This is a genomic window from Algoriphagus sp., assembly GCF_046296635.1.
Lineage (GTDB): Bacteria > Bacteroidota > Bacteroidia > Cytophagales > Cyclobacteriaceae > Algoriphagus.
Map to the genome: position 1 here is coordinate 105,566 of NZ_JBKBKZ010000006.1, position 17,212 is coordinate 122,777.

At 40.8% G+C, this 17,212-nt stretch carries 16 protein-coding genes; 3 read left to right on the forward strand and 13 right to left on the reverse strand.

All coding sequences use genetic code 11. The annotated features are described in order from the left end of the window. Positions 1 to 95: 95 nt before the first annotated feature. Genes ACK4HU_RS06515 through ACK4HU_RS06535 form a run of 5 tightly spaced genes read right to left on the reverse strand, consistent with a single transcriptional unit; the run spans position 96 to position 4,613 of the window. Positions 96 to 1,220 carry a glycosyltransferase gene (locus tag ACK4HU_RS06515; RefSeq protein ID WP_409804524.1) on the reverse strand — a complete coding sequence of 375 codons (1,125 nt, stop codon included), beginning with the start codon at positions 1,218 to 1,220 and terminating at the stop codon, positions 96 to 98. Beyond that, entirely contained in the window at positions 1,196 to 2,329 is a 1,134-nt protein-coding gene (locus ACK4HU_RS06520; RefSeq protein ID WP_409804525.1) for a glycosyltransferase family 4 protein, read from the reverse strand. The genes ACK4HU_RS06515 and ACK4HU_RS06520 overlap by 25 nt, the downstream gene beginning before the upstream one ends. 13 nt (positions 2,330 to 2,342) lie before the next feature. Next, a complete protein-coding gene (locus tag ACK4HU_RS06525) occupies positions 2,343 to 3,245 on the reverse strand; it encodes a class I SAM-dependent methyltransferase (protein ID WP_409804527.1) in 903 nt (300 codons plus the stop codon). A 3-nt stretch (positions 3,246 to 3,248) separates the two neighbouring features. Then, positions 3,249 to 4,373: a glycosyltransferase family 4 protein gene (locus ACK4HU_RS06530; RefSeq protein ID WP_409804530.1), complete on the reverse strand. Its 1,125-nt coding sequence runs from the start codon at positions 4,371 to 4,373 to the stop codon at positions 3,249 to 3,251. 33 nt (positions 4,374 to 4,406) lie between these two features. Further along, positions 4,407 to 4,613, reverse strand: a complete 207-nt coding sequence (locus ACK4HU_RS06535; RefSeq protein WP_409804532.1) for a hypothetical protein — start codon at positions 4,611 to 4,613, stop codon at positions 4,407 to 4,409. 182 nt (positions 4,614 to 4,795) lie between these two features. Here ACK4HU_RS06535 and ACK4HU_RS06540 point away from each other — a divergent pair, with 182 nt between their 5' ends. Next, positions 4,796 to 5,902: a Fic family protein gene (locus ACK4HU_RS06540; RefSeq protein WP_409804534.1), complete on the forward strand. Its 1,107-nt coding sequence runs from the start codon at positions 4,796 to 4,798 to the stop codon at positions 5,900 to 5,902. Between the two features lie 25 nt (positions 5,903 to 5,927). On the opposite strand, the gene ACK4HU_RS06545 is transcribed toward ACK4HU_RS06540, so the two are convergent. From ACK4HU_RS06545 to ACK4HU_RS06575, 7 genes are all read right to left on the reverse strand, one after another. After that, positions 5,928 to 6,737: a class I SAM-dependent methyltransferase gene (locus tag ACK4HU_RS06545; RefSeq protein ID WP_409804537.1), complete on the reverse strand. Its 810-nt coding sequence runs from the start codon at positions 6,735 to 6,737 to the stop codon at positions 5,928 to 5,930. A gap of 127 nt (positions 6,738 to 6,864) precedes the next feature. After that, entirely contained in the window at positions 6,865 to 7,686 is an 822-nt protein-coding gene (locus tag ACK4HU_RS06550; RefSeq protein WP_409804539.1) for a class I SAM-dependent methyltransferase, read from the reverse strand. Between the two features lie 53 nt (positions 7,687 to 7,739). Continuing rightward, positions 7,740 to 9,131, reverse strand: a complete 1,392-nt coding sequence (locus ACK4HU_RS06555; RefSeq protein ID WP_409804541.1) for an O-antigen ligase family protein — start codon at positions 9,129 to 9,131, stop codon at positions 7,740 to 7,742. Continuing rightward, the gene (locus ACK4HU_RS06560) at positions 9,122 to 10,045 is read right to left on the reverse strand and encodes a glycosyltransferase family 2 protein (protein WP_409804544.1); all 924 of its coding nucleotides are present in this window, start codon (positions 10,043 to 10,045) and stop codon (positions 9,122 to 9,124) included. The genes ACK4HU_RS06555 and ACK4HU_RS06560 overlap by 10 nt, the downstream gene beginning before the upstream one ends. Next, positions 10,029 to 11,321, reverse strand: coding sequence for an oligosaccharide flippase family protein (locus tag ACK4HU_RS06565; RefSeq protein ID WP_409804547.1), 1,293 nt, complete (start codon positions 11,319 to 11,321; stop codon positions 10,029 to 10,031). The genes ACK4HU_RS06560 and ACK4HU_RS06565 overlap by 17 nt, the downstream gene beginning before the upstream one ends. Before the next feature lie 13 nt (positions 11,322 to 11,334). Further along, positions 11,335 to 12,402: an exopolysaccharide biosynthesis protein gene (locus tag ACK4HU_RS06570; protein ID WP_409804550.1), complete on the reverse strand. Its 1,068-nt coding sequence runs from the start codon at positions 12,400 to 12,402 to the stop codon at positions 11,335 to 11,337. Then, positions 12,399 to 14,987: an SLBB domain-containing protein gene (locus ACK4HU_RS06575; protein WP_409804553.1), complete on the reverse strand. Its 2,589-nt coding sequence runs from the start codon at positions 14,985 to 14,987 to the stop codon at positions 12,399 to 12,401. Before ACK4HU_RS06575 ends, ACK4HU_RS06570 begins: the two co-directional genes overlap by 4 nt. A 181-nt stretch (positions 14,988 to 15,168) precedes the next feature. On the opposite strand from ACK4HU_RS06575, the gene ACK4HU_RS06580 reads away from it, so the two are divergent. Continuing rightward, positions 15,169 to 15,654, forward strand: a complete 486-nt coding sequence (locus ACK4HU_RS06580) for a nucleotidyltransferase substrate binding protein (protein ID WP_409804556.1) — start codon at positions 15,169 to 15,171, stop codon at positions 15,652 to 15,654. A gap of 148 nt (positions 15,655 to 15,802) precedes the next feature. Next, entirely contained in the window at positions 15,803 to 16,126 is a 324-nt protein-coding gene (locus tag ACK4HU_RS06585) for a nucleotidyltransferase domain-containing protein (RefSeq protein WP_409804558.1), read from the forward strand. An 8-nt stretch (positions 16,127 to 16,134) separates the two neighbouring features. Here the strand turns inward: ACK4HU_RS06585 and ACK4HU_RS06590 are convergent, their stop codons facing one another. Next, a complete protein-coding gene (locus ACK4HU_RS06590) occupies positions 16,135 to 17,139 on the reverse strand; it encodes a radical SAM/SPASM domain-containing protein (protein WP_409804734.1) in 1,005 nt (334 codons plus the stop codon). Positions 17,140 to 17,212: the final 73 nt, after the last annotated feature.

A 17,212-nucleotide genomic window follows, 5' to 3' on the forward strand; every position in this document is an offset into this window, starting at 1 on the left:
GTCGCAGATGCCCGCAGATCTTTTTTATAATCAGCGATAGATCAGCGCACCCAATCGGCGTAAATCAGCGGGAGATTTTTTTGTATCAGTGGGAACTAAATTTTGGCCAAGCTTTTAAACACCTCCAAGTATTCCTCGGTCACGTAGTCCCAGTTGTATCTTTTAGTCAATCCTGATCGTGCTGTTAATCTGAATTCATCCATCTTTTCTGGTTCGGATTCAGCTTTTTCAGCAATTGCTTTTACCGATTCAGGATTTTTTTCGAAATACCAACCATGCTTTCCGTTTTGCAGCATTTCCTGATTGAATGGCGTATCCAAAGCCAAAATCGCACAGCCGTAACCAAGCGCCTTGAGCATTGCTGGATTTGTCCCGCCATATTCATGCCCATGGAAATACACAAAACAGTGCGAATACAGTGCAGCAAGGTCATCGGGGTCGGTGACGTAACCTGTGAAAAGCAGACGCTCATCCTGAAGATTTTTCAGCCGATTTGCCCAGGCATCCTCAAACGGAACATCGCCCGTAATCACCAGTTTTCTCCTGGAATTTGACTTCAAAAACCCTTCAATAATCAAGTCGGCATTATTGTCCGGAACCAATCTACCGACAATCAAGAAATACCCTCTGCTTTCTAGATTCCACCGCTCAAGTGGTGCTGAATCGACAGATTCCCGTGGATTTGCCCCATAGGCGATGACTTTGGAGTCAGCCTGGAAAAGGTCCAAATAAACCCGTCGCATTTCATCAGAATCATTGATGAGTTGATCGTAAAATTTGGTAGCCAATTTGGAAGCCCAGTAAAAATATTTCGATCCCAAGCCTTTCCATTTGGGCCTCAGCCATTCCAATCCATCTACATTTATCGCTGTTGGTTTTCCAAAAAGCTTCGAAATTAATCCAAATGGGCCATTTCCACTATTCACTACAAAAATTACATCCACATCCGAAAAGCATGCATGGATCATGGCAAAGAAGGTATGCGTGAGTTGAGTTAGGCTTTTGGTCTCAATTGCCGGAGTATAAATGCACTCAATTCCATTTACGAACCGAGGTCGTTCTACAAACAAAGCCCGATGATTATACACTCTCACATGGACTCCTTTTGCGACCAAGCGCTCTCCCAGCTCCTTGATGAGCGTATCGTATCCACCGTAGACGTATGGATACCCTTTAGCACCCATGATGGCGATCTTTAGGGTTGACTCAGGTACTGCCATAGATGCGTTTTAATTTTTTCTTCGAAAGCTTGCAAACTATATAAATTTAGAACTCGCCTTCTTCCTGCTTCGCCATAATTTTGACGAAGTTCTGAATCTTGGATCAACTTTTCCAAAGCCTGTATTCCTTTTTCAATATCTTCTACTTGAATCAAATAGCCAGTTTCTCCATCTAAAACCATTTCTGAAGCACCTCCCGAGCGAGTTGCGACTACGGGTTTTCCGGAAGCCATAGCTTCCAAAATTACCGTTGGGAAAGAGTCAGGCAGAATCGAGGGCAAAACAAAAATATCCAAAGCTGCCATGACTTTAGGAATATCTTCTCTAAATCCCAAATAAGTAACTCTTGCTTCTAAATTTTTGTCTCTAACCTCCTTTTTCATTTCCTCCAAAATCGGTTCATATCCCGGAAATGGATCTCCTACAAGTATAAAGTGCGTATTTGGATACTTTTTTGACAGCAGATCTGCCATTTCCAGAAAGTAAAGCTGGCCTTTTCCGGGATTGATTCGACCAATCATTCCAATGACGATATTATCACCGTGTAAGCCTAAGTCCTTTTTTGCATCTGGATAATCTTCCGAAAATGGATCATAAGGGATACCATTATGGATTACCTGAATATTGGATTCTTTCAAAAGTGGTTGCCAATGATTGGCTACAGCATTCGAGACGGCAATGGGATTTGGAGTGCTTTGGTCCAGTAAACTGGCCAACATTTTTACTAGAGGCTTTGGGCCGGGGAGAATTTCATGAATATGCCAGATGTGTCGAATATGCCTTCTCTTAGCCCAATAAGCTCCTACTATTACTGCGAGCGTATTGGAATAAACCAGCTCAAACCGATAAGTCTGATGCAATTCGGTAAGGAATCGATAGGCTTTCAGGTTTTTACTCAGTCTATTGAGTAAACCAGTTGGGGTAATATATTTTCGACGAAGAATCCCCAAATTCTGTACATAGACAGGGATTTTGAGTTGAGACAAATTTTGCTGAATTGGACCTTCATTGGTCAAAACCACCACAGGTGAAAATCCCTGATTTTGGTAAATCCGCAAGACCTGCAAAATGATTTTCGCAGAACCGTAGCCATCGGAAGAGCTTTGCAAAAAAAGTACGTTTCTAGACTTCGCCACTTCTTTTCAGATAAATTCCCAATATTCCAGATTTGCCAAATCCAGTTGAAATCAATTCCAAAATCCATGCAAAAGGCAATAAAACTCCTATTGATATCAACAATCCAAATGACTTTTTTCGCTTCAGTCTAAGAATTAGATTTTCCCGGAAACCAAACTTAGAAAGCAAAGCCTGCAGCATTCCCAAGACACCAAGGTGAACGGAAAAGTTTCTTTTATCCACAATTTCAAACCCGGTTTTTCGCATCTGATTTTTCAAACTAAGGTCTGTCCAATGCGTCAAATGCCTAGGAATATCCCAGTGAATCCAGTTTTTACCGGCAATTTGAGCTTGCCATGAATTTGCCCGAGGCACTTCGATGTAGACCATGCCATTTGGAGACAAGTTTTCATCCAAAAGTGATTTAAGCAATCCAATTGGCTCAGGTAAATGCTCTAAAACATGATTCAAAGTGATTAAATCAAAGCTTCCATTTCCAATTTTTCCTCCCTCATAAAGTTCTGTATGAACTTGTACACCATATTTTTCTTTGGCAAATGCTGCTCGATCATAGGCAGTTTCGATTCCGAATTCTTTCCAGCCCTGAGATTTGGCAACGGCTAAAAACTGTCCTTTTCCAGAGCCAAAATCTAAAAGTGAATTTGCATTGGGATTAATTTTTCGTGCTTTTTGAAGCACTTTTTTAGCCTCTGAAAAAATGATACGTTCAAAAATCGATTTGCGGTTATCAACAATGGAGTAAACCTCATCCGAATAAAGAGACTGCCCGTCTACATCCTCTGGAAGAAAAGTCCAGCGTGTCCCACAATTCTGACATTGAACGATAGAATGACTTTTTGCCGATGTTGAAGGTGAAGTTTTACAAATCGGACAGGTATTTTGCCGCATGGCTTATTGAGGAGGGCTCAGGATAATTTGATGAAAAGACTCGATAAATTTTTGTGCGGAAAAGTCCAAAGATCTCGTCTTGCCCATTTGAATGAGTTGGGATCTAAGCTCGGTTTCGCAGTCCAAAAGTACCATTTTTTCAGTCAAATCATCTGAATTACCTGTTTCAAAAGCTAGTCCAGCACCTCCCGAAACTTCCATCAATGCTTGTTGATCGGAATGAATAACCGGAACTCCAAATCCAAACGCTTCTAAAATCGGAATTCCAAAGCCTTCATTTTCTGAAGGAAAAACATAACCAAAGGCGCCTTCATACAGGGCTTTGATTTCACCATCAGTGATATAGCCCGGAAGAATTACTTTGTCCTCCAATTCCAATTCTTTGATTATACTTTCAACGGTTGGCAAATCATTCATCTGCTTGCTTTCACCGGGTCCCCCAGCCAAGACTAGTTTTTTTTCAGAATCCGTTTGTTTCAAAAACTCAGCATAGGACTTTACGAGTAAAGGCAAATTTTTGCGTCGGTCGAAGGTGCCGATGTGGAGGAAATAGCCTTTGGCTTTTAGATCGTTTTTGGTCAAAAAAGTAGGGTCAGCGGCTGCTTTCAATCCTTTTGGAGCTTGATAAACCACAGAAATTGGAAAAGTATCTCCCAGAATCTCAAGTAATGAATTTCGAGAATATTCAGAGGTTGTGACGATTTCTGTTTTTTCTTTCAGCCCTTTTTTGATCAGACTGGTAAAATATTTTCGCCACCATTTGGAGTAGTTTTTTGGCATTTGCCAGAAAAATGCATCGTGAATGACCGTCAGTCTCCTGCATGGAAGTGAGGCCGCAGGTGAAATGAAATCAAGGCAAATCACGACATCGGGTTTGTGCTTCTTCACCATATCCGGAAGCATAAACTCCTTCCATCGGAAATAGTCCAAATGATAATTAAGTTTCTGGACTTTGGTGTGTGCTGACTTGTAGGTTTTGTCGGCCGCTTGAGCTTCAGGTTCGTGGGTAAAAATCCACTCAATGTCTGGATGAGGGTATTTTCGGGCCGCTTTGGCCAATTCCATCATATAGGTTTTGATCCCTGTAGAGGCAACATTGAGGTATTGGAGATCGAGGAGGACTTTCAAAGAATTGATTTTAAGATCTGGTTGATTTCTACCTCAAAGCTCATTAAGAAGTTCTTTTGCGGATTTAAGTTTTATCTTCCCTTGTTTGGCAAGATTAACCTCCTCCACCGCTTCCTTCAAACCCTCATAGAATTCCTCATCTTTTGGATTTAGTTTTTCAGTTTTGACATAGCTCAGCTTATTCAGCATTTCGAGAAATGATTTTGCCTTTTCATCAGGAACTTCTACAAGGAGCTTCATAATAAGAGTGAGTTTAACGAGTTTAAGTTAAGGTTTTTTAAACTGAGTTGAATCCTTCTCAACTTTCAGATTTATCATTGATTTGATTTTCTCGTGGCTGATTTTTGTTTTGAGTTAAAAAACTCAAATTTATAACTCAAAATATTGCATATTTATGAGTTATAAATTTGAAAATATACCTCATGACTTGGAATTGGGAGACAAAAGATTGGCCGAATTTTACATTTGAACTGAGCTTCATGCAGGCGGAATTGGATAAATTTTTCATATTGGCAGGTGAGCTTTTGGGAGTAAGCAAAGTGGTTTCCGATGAGGATAAGCAAATCTTGATGCTTGAGATCATTACAAATGAAGCACTAAAGACCTCCGAAATCGAAGGTGAAATTTTTAACCGTGAAAGCGTACAGTCCTCTATTCAAAGGCATTTTGGACTAAAAAGTGAAGGTAAAAAACCAAACCCTGCCGAATTTGGAATAGCTGAAATGATGGTGGATCTGTATCGTTCCATTGATAAATCGCTAAGCCATGAACTGTTGTTCTCTTGGCATAGTATGTTGACCAATGGGCGAAGGGATTTGGTGGATATTGGTAGGTATCGATCGAGCCCGGAACCAATGCAAGTGGTTTCTGGACATTTGGGAAGACCGATAGTTCATTTTGAAGGGCCTCCCTCCTCAGCTGTTTTTGGGGAAATGGAAAAATTTATGAATTGGTTTAGAGAAACATCCAAGTCAGGATCGAAACCATTGCATCCCGTAGTTCGAGCTGGAATAGCTCATTTGTATTTTGTAAGTATCCACCCGTTCGAGGATGGAAATGGAAGAATTGCTCGTGCTATTGCCGAAAAAGCACTTTCCGAAGGCTTGGGTTATCCAAGTTTGATTTCTCTTTCTCAGTCCATTGAGAAGAGCAAAAAGTACTATTATAGCTCTTTGGAAAAAAATAATAAGCACCTTGAAATCACTGATTGGCTTGGTTACTTTGCAAATACAGTCGTCCAAGCTCAAAAGCGAAGTATTGCTTTGGTGGAATTTGTTTTAGCCAAAACCAGGCTTTATGATGGCTTGAACCCAAAACTCAATGATCGTCAAAGAAAAGTTTTGGAGAGAGTATTCAGAGAAGGTTTAGATGGATTTCAGGGCGGACTTGGATTGAAAAACTACCTGACGATTACAGGAACGAGTCGCGCCACTGCCACGCGTGATTTACAGGAACTGGTAGAAATGGGAGCTCTTTACAAAACAGGAGAATTGAAATCCACGAGATATTTCTTGAATTTTAAAAACTGAATGAGAATTCATTGAGAATCATATTTCAATACTCCGACAATTCCTTTTTCCAGGATTTTTTCTCCTTCAATTCCACAATCACTTCAAGTTCCTCTGCAAATTTTTTTGTCAAATTTCCAATTTTTGAAAGTGCTTTATAAGCCAGATAGGGAGGTTTTAGATCGAGTTCTTTGTAGTGATAAGGATTGATTGTGACTTGAAAGTCATCGGATAAAGTATGAAAATAGGTTTTGATTTCCTGTGCGGAATATTCCTTCCAATGATGTCCATACGTTACCTTGGAAATGATATCATCTACCGTGATTCCCACCGATTGTAGCGTGATCAGATTTTTAAAATTCCTCGCCCAATTGGCCAGCGCAAGTGAATTTGGAGTGGAAATATAGATTTTCCCCCCGGGTTTCAGGATTTGGTAAATTGTTTTCCAAAGTTGGATCGGGTTAAAAGTGATGTGCTCAAAGATTTCCGTGAAAACGATCAGATCATATTTGTCATGAGTCGTCTGAAATTCTGGCATATTGGCCAAATCATTCTCGACAATCGGGTTAATACCAAATTTTGCACCTCTTTTTTTTACAAAATCCATATCCCAAAATATAGAGACGTCCATTCCGTCCACCTCAAAACCCATATCTGCCAAAATCATAGAAGAATGCAGATAATGACTGCCGATGTCCAAGCCTTTTAATTTTGCAGACTGGGGATCAATAGGAAATTGATTATTCAAAAATCCCTCAAAACGCTCAAAACGCCTTTTGTGAAAGGTGAAATATTCGATTTCAGATTCCTGTGCTGAATTGAGGATTTCTTGTTGTATGGTTTTAATCGTACTCATTTGAAAATGTAAGAACAGGCTTTCTGGTATTGTCTGATTTCAAAGATTAAGCCCAAACTGTTTGTTTTGACTTTTTATAATATGAATCTCGATTATAAATACATGCTACTTAACTCTAATCGACATTTTATTTTTTTCTACAAACAATCCATTGATTTACATGAAAAGCATTTTGAATTAATCGATTCACCTTTTTGTGAATCGGCATTTTGTAGGTCAGCAAGCGACTGATTTTTTCTCCAAAATTATGGGTATAATGATCCAACACATCTAAAGCTTCTTCCTCACAAAGGCTTTTTAATCGAGTTTTAGGGAAAATGAAAGTATGTTCCAATCCATCTATCACATCAGGAATCCGAAACCTAAGAAAATTGACCCATCGATGAATGGTGTAAAGCCAGCTTGAAATATCCGGTGTGCCAATCGCTAAAATTCCCCCAGGTTTTAGGATGCGCTTCATCTCTTGAATATATGCCCTTGGGTCCAAGACATGCTCAATCACATGTGAAATGTGTATAAAGTCAAAAAAATCATCAGGATAATTTGCTTCCTGAATGTCTCCATGAAAGGTCTTTACTTGAAAATGCTCCTGAACAAAATCCAATGCACCTGTATCGTACTCAGTGGCATATAACTCACAGCCAATTTGATGCGCATAAGCTAAACCTAGACCTAGTCCACAGCCTACATCCAAGAATTTCGTACCGCCCTCAAGCTTATTAAGAAATCTTGCTTCTTTTATTATCCCATCATAATTAAGGGTCGATATTCTTTTAAAATGTCCGAGAATTAGCTCTTTATATCCAATTGATTCATAATGGTCTTTTTCATAATACTTGGTATAATATTGCCCTAATTCATCCTGATCTGCCATTGGATTGGCAAAGACAACCCCGCAGCTTTCACACTTTACTCTTGATATATGTGGGCCCTTTCTTTGCGTATCCATAGCGTATCCAGATAAATCCCTAGACTGACAAAGAGGGCAAAAAGTATGTAAAATCATTTGTTGAGGCTTTTTAATTTTGAATACTCATTGGTACTAAACCCGATCATCCACCAAGTGATCCACGAGACATAGGTATAGATTTCAACATTGGCAGTGAAAAGAGGCAGAAGAAGTCCAACTTTCACAACTGCTCCAGTAAATGCGACTCGCGCGATCGAGGTGTTTTCAGTTGAATGGAACACTCGTATAGAATTTCTGACTCCCGAGGCCAAAGCTAAAATGTACAGTATCATCCCAATCCAACCCAATTGGACTCCATAAATCAGAAACTGATTTTCCCCTCCAACTCGAAGTTCCTCATCCACACTTCCAAAATTCCCACTCATTGCCAGACCGATTCCCAATGGATTGGCTACCATGGAGTCCAAGGCCAAGAGCCATTCCACCACGTGACCGAGACTTGAGGTGTTTTCAAAGGTGATGGTATCGATGACAAAGAAATAAAAATCCTCTGAGGCAAAGGCAATCACATAAATCCCAAAACCAATTAGGGCTAAAAAACCAGCTCCGATCAATTTGTAAAGCTTGAAAACTAGAGCTACAAAGAAAATCATGATAAAAAATGCTCCAAAAGCAGCTCTGGAAGCTGAGAAAACCAAGCTTCCCAAGGAAAAAGCCATGATCAATAAATAGGGCCAACTGTATTCTTTTTTCGAAGTCAAAAACCAAATCAATCCTGCTGCAAATCCCATCAGCACCGAACTTGCCAACTCCAGTGGATCAGAAAAAAAACTCGCCAATCGCTTGGTGACAGCCTGTGTTTCAAAGGTCCACGTTAAGCCAAAGTGACCAGATGGCTCGACGTCATTGATTACGTAATTGTATAGCGAATACCCGGTGAATTGCTGAAGATGCGCTTGCAGGAGATAATTTTCAATCAGATTAACCAAAAAAGCGCCTATCGCTACTACAAAAATTATCTTAAAAATCCAGCCAATTTCGACTTCGCTAAATCGGGTATTTCTCCCAAGAAAATAGACGAAACCAGGAATCAACATGCTTTTGTAGTATAGTGCTTTATTGATAAATGAGGCTTGACCCAAGGGTAGAACTAAATACAAAAATCCAATGCCTAGAAACCCGAGCATCATCCAATCGGTGGATTGAAGTCGAAAAGGATATTCGAAAACCTTCCTTTGGTAGAAAATGAAAACAAGAATGGCCACTAATACCACAACTTCCTTTAGAATCTGGAAAATCCCCAAGATCTCCGGAGAGCGAGTAGCAAGGAAGATTACACTCAATGAGGTGATGTAAAACGGAAGAAACGCTGCCAGAAAAAAGATGAAATAGCTCCATTTTCCCTTGAAAATCATTTCCTGAAGCACCCACAGAAATCCCGCGCCTACCCCCAATGCGATCACTATGAAAAATATCAGGGCCATCTTGCTGCGCTTTCTAAATCATCACTTAGCCCATCACGGATTCCCTTAATGACGGATTTCAATTTTTGGAATCTGCCTCTAAATAAAAAATATCCTGTCCAACCTAAAAAGCGAAAAAAATGATAAACGATTCCGGCCGGTATTCTTTGACTTCTAAGCAACAAAAATTGATTTCTAACATTATAATAAAATACCCGAGGGCTTAAAGTGCCTTCCGAATGAGTCTTTTTGGATGATGCTCCTGCTTCATGATAAATGACTGCCTTTTCTGCCAAAGCAATTTCAAACCCCGCTTTTTTGAATCTCAGAGACCATTCCACATCCTCAAAATAGGCGAAATATTGTTCATTGAGAAGTCCTACGTGCTGGATTGCTTCCCTTGAAATCAACATACAGCAGCCCGTTGCCCAGTCCAATTCCGATTTGTTAAATCTATAATCAGCTAAAGGTTCCCGATCTCCCAACGTAATCGCCCTGCCTATTGATGAAACCCATCTTCCTCCTGCGCTCCAGATTTTTTTTGGATCATGAAGGAAAAGAATCAATGGCTGCACAACTCCCAAGTTTGGGTTTTGGTGGAATTTCAGCATCATTTCTCCCAAGAAATCAGGCTCCACTTCTGTGTCATTGTTTAGGAGCATGATGTGGGAAAAGCCCTGTTCCAGCGCATATCTGATTCCTACATTATTCCCCCCTGTGAAACCAAGATTCTCTGCATTTTCGATCAATTCAATTTCCGGAAAAGCTTTTTTTAAAGCCTTGCCTTCTTGATCCAATGAGGCATTGTCTACCAAAATGACTTTATAATCAGTAAAATCCAAGTTGCGAAGCGAATTCAAACAAGCCCGCGTAAAGTCAAACCCATTCCAGTTGACCAAAATAATTGCGACCGATGAATTAGGAATAAAAGCCATGAAACAGGGTTCGGTTGTGTCTGTATAAAAGACCCAGACAGATTAAGAATACCATTATTTCGGTGGAAATGATGGCTATGCAAAGTCCAATTGGCCCAAAGTAGGCCGTCAAAATAGGTGACAAAATGATCATGAAAGCACACATCAGCCAACTTGCCTTAAACAGCAATTGTCTTAAATCAGCCGCCATCATCATGGTCACATTTGCCACATTAAGGCAAGCCAAGAACGGCACTAAGGCCAAAATTTTTAAATACAAAACGGACTCTTCCAGTGCCGACCTTGAGAGGACCTGAACGATAAAGGGCGCTGCAAAATGGGCTCCTGCTGAAATAAAGAACCCAACAACCAATACTTTCTTATACACTCTTTTCATGAATTTAAAGAATGCAGGTAAATCCTCAGCATAAAGTCTACTGGCGTTTGGAATGATTGCCTGGAAAATAAAAGGTGGAAAAAGTCTCAAAACCATAATCACTCGCTCAGCCAAACTGTACATCCCGAGTGTCTCCGCACCCGCAAAAAAACTTAAAACGATTAGTCCACCGCTGATAGAAATATGGCTCGCCAGATTGCTGAAAAAGAGCAAGGAATTGTCTTTGAGGCTTTTCCAGATAGCTGAGAATTCCGGTCTGTAAAATTGAATTCCTAAAAACGAATGGATATAAGCCAAGAGCAGAAGATTTATTCCAAGCCCAAAAAAGCCCATCAGAAAGTTAACCCATTTGCTTTGCTCCGGAGAATGAATGAACAGCACGATACCCATTAAGAAAAGCAGCTTGGAAAAGATATTGGCGATAGATACCAGTTTCATTTTCTCCATGCCCTGGAAAAACCAAAGTGGAAGTGTCGCTTCAGAAAAAAGTAAAAGCACTGAAAACACCAAAATCATTCGGTATTCCTGGAAAAGATTGAATCCGAAAGCACCTACCAAAATCAGGAAAGTAGCTGTAACCGCAAGGAGAATTTTGCCAGAGAAAACATTGGAAACAACATGAGAAAGGGCTTCTTTGTCTCCTTGGTTGATGGCAATTTCTCTTGGAGCACTGAGATTGTAACCAAATCCAACCAGAATGTTGAGAAGGATAATCACCGAAAGTGCAAGATTTACCAAGCCAAATTGATCTACTCCGATACTTTGTATAAGTAAAGGCATAGAGATGATCGAAATCAACACGTTGGAAGATTGGATCACCGCCAAAAAGAGGAAATTCTGAAAGGACTTGTTTCGGATGTAATTTCCGAAGGGGATGAGGAGGTTTAGTTTTTCAAACATGGCAGCCTAGGGTTTAGCTTTCCTGCACATGCTTTTGGTACAGCCTGTGAAAATATAGACCAAAAATTACCAATAGCCCCATAATGATCACACCTAAAACCATCCCTTTGACCAATCGGATCTCTGATCGATTCAAGGGAAGTCTAGGTGAATCGATGATCTGGATTAGAGGAGAATTGTTGCGATGATTGACTTTGGCGATTTCCAGATTTTTTACAATCTCCTGGTACACCGCGCCGGTTGCTTGCACGTCAATTTGCCGTTTGCGGCTTTCGACATTAGCAGAACTTAGGAGCGGATTGGCATTGGGCACTCGGTCTGTCGCACTGGCAAATGCACCGATACTTTCATCCAAAATCACCCGCACACTGTCTGCTTGCGTTTGAAGAATTGTGAGATTCTCGCCGGTCTTTTTGGTTTTAGTTTCGAGGTAAAAGGAATTCACTTTTTCCACTAATTTTTCATTAAATGCTTTCGCAAAATGCTCATCCTTCGATGAAATGCTAACCTGAATAATGCTGAGTTTTCGATCCGGCTTGGAAACTGAAAGTTGATTTTCCCGAATTAATTTGGAGACTTCTTTGACCACTGAGTCTTGGGTAACTGTGAAATTTTCCCGTGTAATCGAAAAATCCAAGGACGAAAAATCAACCTTTGAGGCCCATTTTTCATCCAATTCCTGAAACTCCACAAATCGCTCTATAAGCAATTGGCTTTCATTGAATTCACTGAGTAAAGTCTCTCCAAGCATCCGATCGGAGCGATACAATTCCATGATATTGTCACCTTGGAAAAGTCCACTCGTACTTCCTAAAGAACCCAAATTGACGCCAACTAGCGAAGCCAAACCCGACATTTGACCAATTCCTCCCCCTTCACCTTCTTCTAATACAAAAGACGTTTCCGCATGGAAAACGGGTTTCTTGAATTTGGAAACTAAAGCACCAAGGCCAAGTCCGATGATTCCCGCGAGAATTAAAATTTTCCACTGAGACAGAAAAAAAGAAAACCACTCGCCCAAGTTTTGAAAGACTTCCTTAAGCGTAAACTGATTATCCGAAAAGTGCTTCGACCCCGTCATTGCCAATTGATTTGAGATAGAACAAGGGCAAGAGTCGCTAAGCCTGTAGTCACACCAACTACATCACCCAATCGAAGCGGCATTCTAGGACCTTTGGTTGGCACGATCACCTCTGCTCCGGGTTCAATCGGAGGGAAGCTTCTAATTCCGAAAAAGCTTTTGGTCCGCTTCACAGCACCATTCGCATAGACTACGTAGGTTTGCTTTTTATTGGCTCTGCGCTCAAAACCACCTGCACCATTGATGTAGTGTTTTAATCCTCGACCGGTTTCATGACGGAGCGTCGTTGGATAGACTACATCGCCGCGCATCCTGACAGTTTGAAGAAGTTTTGGCACTGAAAGAATATCACCTTCTTCAAGAATCAGGTCATTTTCAGATCCCGGATTTTCGATGATTTTCTGAAGGTCGATTGCAACTGCTTCACTCTCTTTAAGTTTTACCGCAAATCCTGGAGTTCCGGCTGCAATCTGATCCAAGGATTCTCTTTTGGCAGATGCGATAGCGGTATCGGCTGGACTTAAATTCGTTGTTGGTAAATCCCTAAAAAGTCGCTGAAGCATTTCTTCCTGGGCTTCGGAGTTATTTGGATCTTCGATAAGCTTCATTCTCAATGCTTCAAGGTTTCGCTGTCTTCGAATTTGCTCGGACTCAGTATTGAAAAACTCCGTTCTACGGATCAAAGTTGCACCTTTTGAGTAAGCAAATTGATTGAGCCCACCTGCTCTTTTCACCAAATCAGATACTCGCTCTACACTGTTTTGAATAGCGAATAAACCCGGAGAATTCACCTGACCTTCTACAGAGACAAGTCTTTGCATTGTGAAATTTGCTCGCTTTCGAATAATAACTTGGTCAAAAGGAAGCAAACTCGGAGAATCCGAACTGATGGATAAATCTGGATTTACGCGTGCTGGAATAATATCTGAAAGTGTACCTAAGTCAGAATCCTCCAATCTTCTTGCGATCTCAATGTCCTGCGAATTGGCTGACTCCTGAAGTCCACCTGCCAAAATGATCAATTCCTCGATCTTCATGGATTCAGAATAAGGATAGGTTCCTGGCTTTTTCACTTCTCCCAAAATCTGAACATAGCGCTCATTCTGAACATCGTAAATGCTGGAAATGCGAATTACGTCTTCGCGCTGTAGAATTACATCCGGTGCGGTTCCGGCGAGGACATTCTTTAGATTGACCTCAATCATTTCTGTGCTTAGATCAGCTTTAGTTCGCAGAATACTTGCTCGCTCGGTGTAGGCATCGCCTCGGAGTCCTTCTGCATTATTCACTAATTGAGATAAAGTCAACCCATCAGAAAGCGCAAAAGTACCCTCACGGTATACGGCACCTCTGATCTGAACTCGATTGCTGAAGCGATTCAGAATTTTGCTGACGGAGATTTCATCGCCGCCTTTCAGGATAAACATCCCAAACTGGTTCTGATACACATCTGAAACCGAGCGCTGATTTCCGGTAATTCGGGAGATGGCAACCCGATCTTTAAATGCCAAATCGGTAAATCCTCCGGCATAACTTAGCAGGTTTTCAAACGTGTCCTCTGCGGTGATTTCAAAAGTCATTGGACGCTTTACCTCCCCGTTTATTTTTATTCTGGACTCAAATGGAGGAACCAATATTACATCCTGATCCTGAAGTTGAATATCGAGGTTTGCAGTACCGTTGATCAACAAATCATACACATCGACGACTGCAATGGGCTTGTTATTTCGGATCACTTTAATTGCTCGCATGGTGCCGTTGTCATTCGGACCACCTGCTGAATAAAGGGCATTGAATACGGTGGAAAAAGCGCTAAGGGTAAAGGTGCCAGGTAATCGAACTTCGCCCAGAATGTTCACTTTTATCGTTCTGACATTTCCCAAAGTCACCTGTAAAAAAGTTTTTGGGTTGGCTCCGGAAAGACCCGGATAATACCTGGAAACTCTGCTTTTGATGATTCCGGTTGCTTCGGTGATGGTCTTTCCCGAAACTGAAACAGGGCCGATGTTGTCCAAGATCACGAATCCGTCCGGATTTACTGTGGCCTCGTAGTATTGCTCAGACTGACCGTAGATGTCAACAAATATCACGTCTCCGGGGCCTAAAATGTAACTTTGGGGAGTGGCTTGGTTGAGGCTTGGTTCGAAACTCAAACGCCTGTTTTTTTGGTAAAAAAGGGAACTGCCAAATATCTCGTTTCCAGAAGGTAGATTTTGGATTTCATCCTGAGGTTGATAAAGTCCTCGGGTAATCTCATTAAAGTCCATTTGTTGCCTTGGCTCTCTGCGAGAGGCATTCGTACTCCTTTTTGCAGATCCGCTTAGGTCAAGGTCCCCAATTCTGTTTCGTAGTTTTTCGACTTCTACAGAGGGCATTCCCCGGAGTTGAGCCATTTGCAGAAAATCATCCACTCCTAAGCCTGCCTCATTGGCTCTTTTCACCAATTCGGCAACCTGTTCGTCGCTCAAATCATCAACTTTAATGGTTGTCAGGTCAATGTTTTGCTGAGCAAAGCTGGATGGAACTGATACAATCAGCAATGCGATGAAGGCAAAAAAATACCAGATTCTTATGTTTAAAATCATGATCTAAAAGACTATTCCGGGTGTATATCGGGCAATTACGGTTATCAAAAATCCATCAATTTCTTAATTCTACCAAATATAGGTCCAAAAAGTCCCTTTTGGGTTAGATCCGGAATCAAGGATTTGAACAATAATTTGGATATTTTTAAATTTCGAATTGAAATTTAGGGGATTAAATCTCATGAATTATTTGGTCCGTTTGAAAACTAATATGGATATCAGGTGGGAACAACGGTTTAATAATTTTAATAAAGCTTTTCAAAAGCTTGGTGAGGCCGTTTTGAGGATAAAAAAGGAATATTATTCAAACGGGGAGCTTGATCGAGTTAAGTTTTTAGAAGGAGATGATTTAATTAAAGAAGGTCTTATTCAACGTTTTGAATACACACATGAACTAGCTTGGAATGTTTTGAAAGATTTCCTTGAGGTAAGAGGTGTTTCAGGTCTATTTGGTTCGAGAGATGCAACGAGAGAAGCATTCGATGTAGAATTAATCACTGATGGGAAAATCTGGATGGACATGATCAATAGCAGGAATAAAACTTCCCATACTTATAATGAGGAAATTGCGGATGAGATATTCGTGAAAATTTTGGAGGAATATTATCATGCCTTTTTGAATTTCCAGAAAGTCATGAACAAGTTAAAATCTTCAAAAAGGAATTGAAAAAATGAAATCGAGCCTGCCTGAGGCAGACAGGCATGACTAAAAAGTCACACACTGGGATGCCTCGATGGCTATCGGGGTCACCATGCGAGATTCCACCTGCCTGCTGGCAGGCAGGTGTGACCGATAAAAATCAAATTATAAACTCATGAAATTTGGATTGGAAGAAGAGGATATTCAAGCGATTTCGAAAGTGCTAAATCAATACAATCAGATTAATCGCGCAATCATCTATGGCTCTAGAGCTAAAGGGAATTTTCAGCCTTCTTCAGACATTGATTTAACTTTGGAAGGTGAAGATTTAGACTTAAGCCTGCTTTTTGGGGTTGAAAATGATTTGGATGATTTGCTTTTGCCATGGAAAATTGACTTATCCATTTTGAAAAAAATTGAGAATTCTGAATTAGTGGATCACATTTCTCGGGTAGGAAAAGTGTTTTTTGAAAGAGAAACAGAGAAAATCTCTCGTTAAATGATCCCCTACTCCGTACAATTCCTGCAAATCTCGATCTCTCTTCGGTCTGCCAATAGCTGCTTCCGAAAGTTGAAATAAGGCCATGAATTCCAAATTGAGCTCATTGATTGAGTTTTGAGCTCCCCCATTACATGGCTAGCATCCTTGTCAAAACAGCAAGGAACCACCTTTCCATCCCAAGTTACTACGGCGCCTTCCCACATTCTCCAGCATTTGTTTTCGAGTTGTTTTTTCAGTTTCCATTTTCCATTTCCGACAGGAACATAACGAGAATAACCCAAGTCTTTTGGAATTAAGTCAGAGCCGTTCTCGAAATCGTAAATCTGGGTGGTTTTGAGTTGGAGTTCATCTACCTCCATTGTTTTTGCCCAATTTTTCAAAGCAGGAAGCTGATGTTCGTTTTGTCCTGTGACCAAAAATTGAAGGACAATTCTGGGATATTGAAAGTCATCTTTTTTTCGCTCTGAAATTAGCAATTGAAGACCCTGCTCAACTTTGGCGAGATTTCCTCCTATTCGATATTGCTCATACACTTCCTGTGTAATGCCGTCCATTGACACAATCAATTGCTTGAGTCCACTTTTCAGGATTTCTTTAACCTGCTTTTTCTCAAGATAATGGGCATTGGTGGAGGTGGAGGTGAATATCCCCTTTGAATCAGCATATCGGACCATCTCCAGAAATCTGGGATTCAAAAATGGCTCACCTTGAAAATAAAGATGAAGCCAGGAGAGATGACCTTTTACTTGGTCGATTACAGTTTCGAAAAGCCGTTCTTGTAACATTCCGGTCGGACGGGAAAATGACCTCAAACCAGAAGGGCACTCTGGGCAGCGCAGATTACAACTAGTGGTTGGTTCGATGCTCAAGGTCGTCGGCCTTCCCCACATGAGGGGTTTTCGAATCACTTGGCTGAAATAAAAGGAACTTCTGAGCAGGAGGTAATTCATGACTTTTTGAAAAGTCAGGTATCGGAAAAATGCCAGCCCGGTGATCCATTTGTTTTGCACACGGAAAAATAAGGAATAAGTGCTGGAAGTAGCAATGAAGAATTCGGGCAAGTAATACCAAATGGTCAGTAGA

What these genes read in the sequence shown, in the direction of transcription:
- ACK4HU_RS06515 (WP_409804524.1), bottom strand. Translation starts at nt 1,220, where the DNA reads ATGGCAGTACCTGAGTCAACCCTAAAGATCGCCATCATGGGTGCTAAA.
- ACK4HU_RS06580 (WP_409804556.1), top strand. Translation starts at nt 15,169, where the DNA reads ATGAATTATTTGGTCCGTTTGAAAACTAATATGGATATCAGGTGGGAA.
- ACK4HU_RS06565 (WP_409804547.1), bottom strand. Translation starts at nt 11,321, where the DNA reads ATGTTTGAAAAACTAAACCTCCTCATCCCCTTCGGAAATTACATCCGA.
- ACK4HU_RS06570 (WP_409804550.1), bottom strand. Translation starts at nt 12,402, where the DNA reads ATGACGGGGTCGAAGCACTTTTCGGATAATCAGTTTACGCTTAAGGAA.
- ACK4HU_RS06535 (WP_409804532.1), bottom strand. Translation starts at nt 4,613, where the DNA reads ATGAAGCTCCTTGTAGAAGTTCCTGATGAAAAGGCAAAATCATTTCTC.
- ACK4HU_RS06550 (WP_409804539.1), bottom strand. Translation starts at nt 7,686, where the DNA reads ATGGATACGCAAAGAAAGGGCCCACATATATCAAGAGTAAAGTGTGAA.
- ACK4HU_RS06575 (WP_409804553.1), bottom strand. Translation starts at nt 14,987, where the DNA reads ATGATTTTAAACATAAGAATCTGGTATTTTTTTGCCTTCATCGCATTG.
- ACK4HU_RS06540 (WP_409804534.1), top strand. Translation starts at nt 4,796, where the DNA reads ATGACTTGGAATTGGGAGACAAAAGATTGGCCGAATTTTACATTTGAA.
- ACK4HU_RS06545 (WP_409804537.1), bottom strand. Translation starts at nt 6,737, where the DNA reads ATGAGTACGATTAAAACCATACAACAAGAAATCCTCAATTCAGCACAG.
- ACK4HU_RS06585 (WP_409804558.1), top strand. Translation starts at nt 15,803, where the DNA reads ATGAAATTTGGATTGGAAGAAGAGGATATTCAAGCGATTTCGAAAGTG.
- ACK4HU_RS06525 (WP_409804527.1), bottom strand. Translation starts at nt 3,245, where the DNA reads ATGCGGCAAAATACCTGTCCGATTTGTAAAACTTCACCTTCAACATCG.
- ACK4HU_RS06555 (WP_409804541.1), bottom strand. Translation starts at nt 9,131, where the DNA reads ATGGCCCTGATATTTTTCATAGTGATCGCATTGGGGGTAGGCGCGGGA.
- ACK4HU_RS06560 (WP_409804544.1), bottom strand. Translation starts at nt 10,045, where the DNA reads ATGGCTTTTATTCCTAATTCATCGGTCGCAATTATTTTGGTCAACTGG.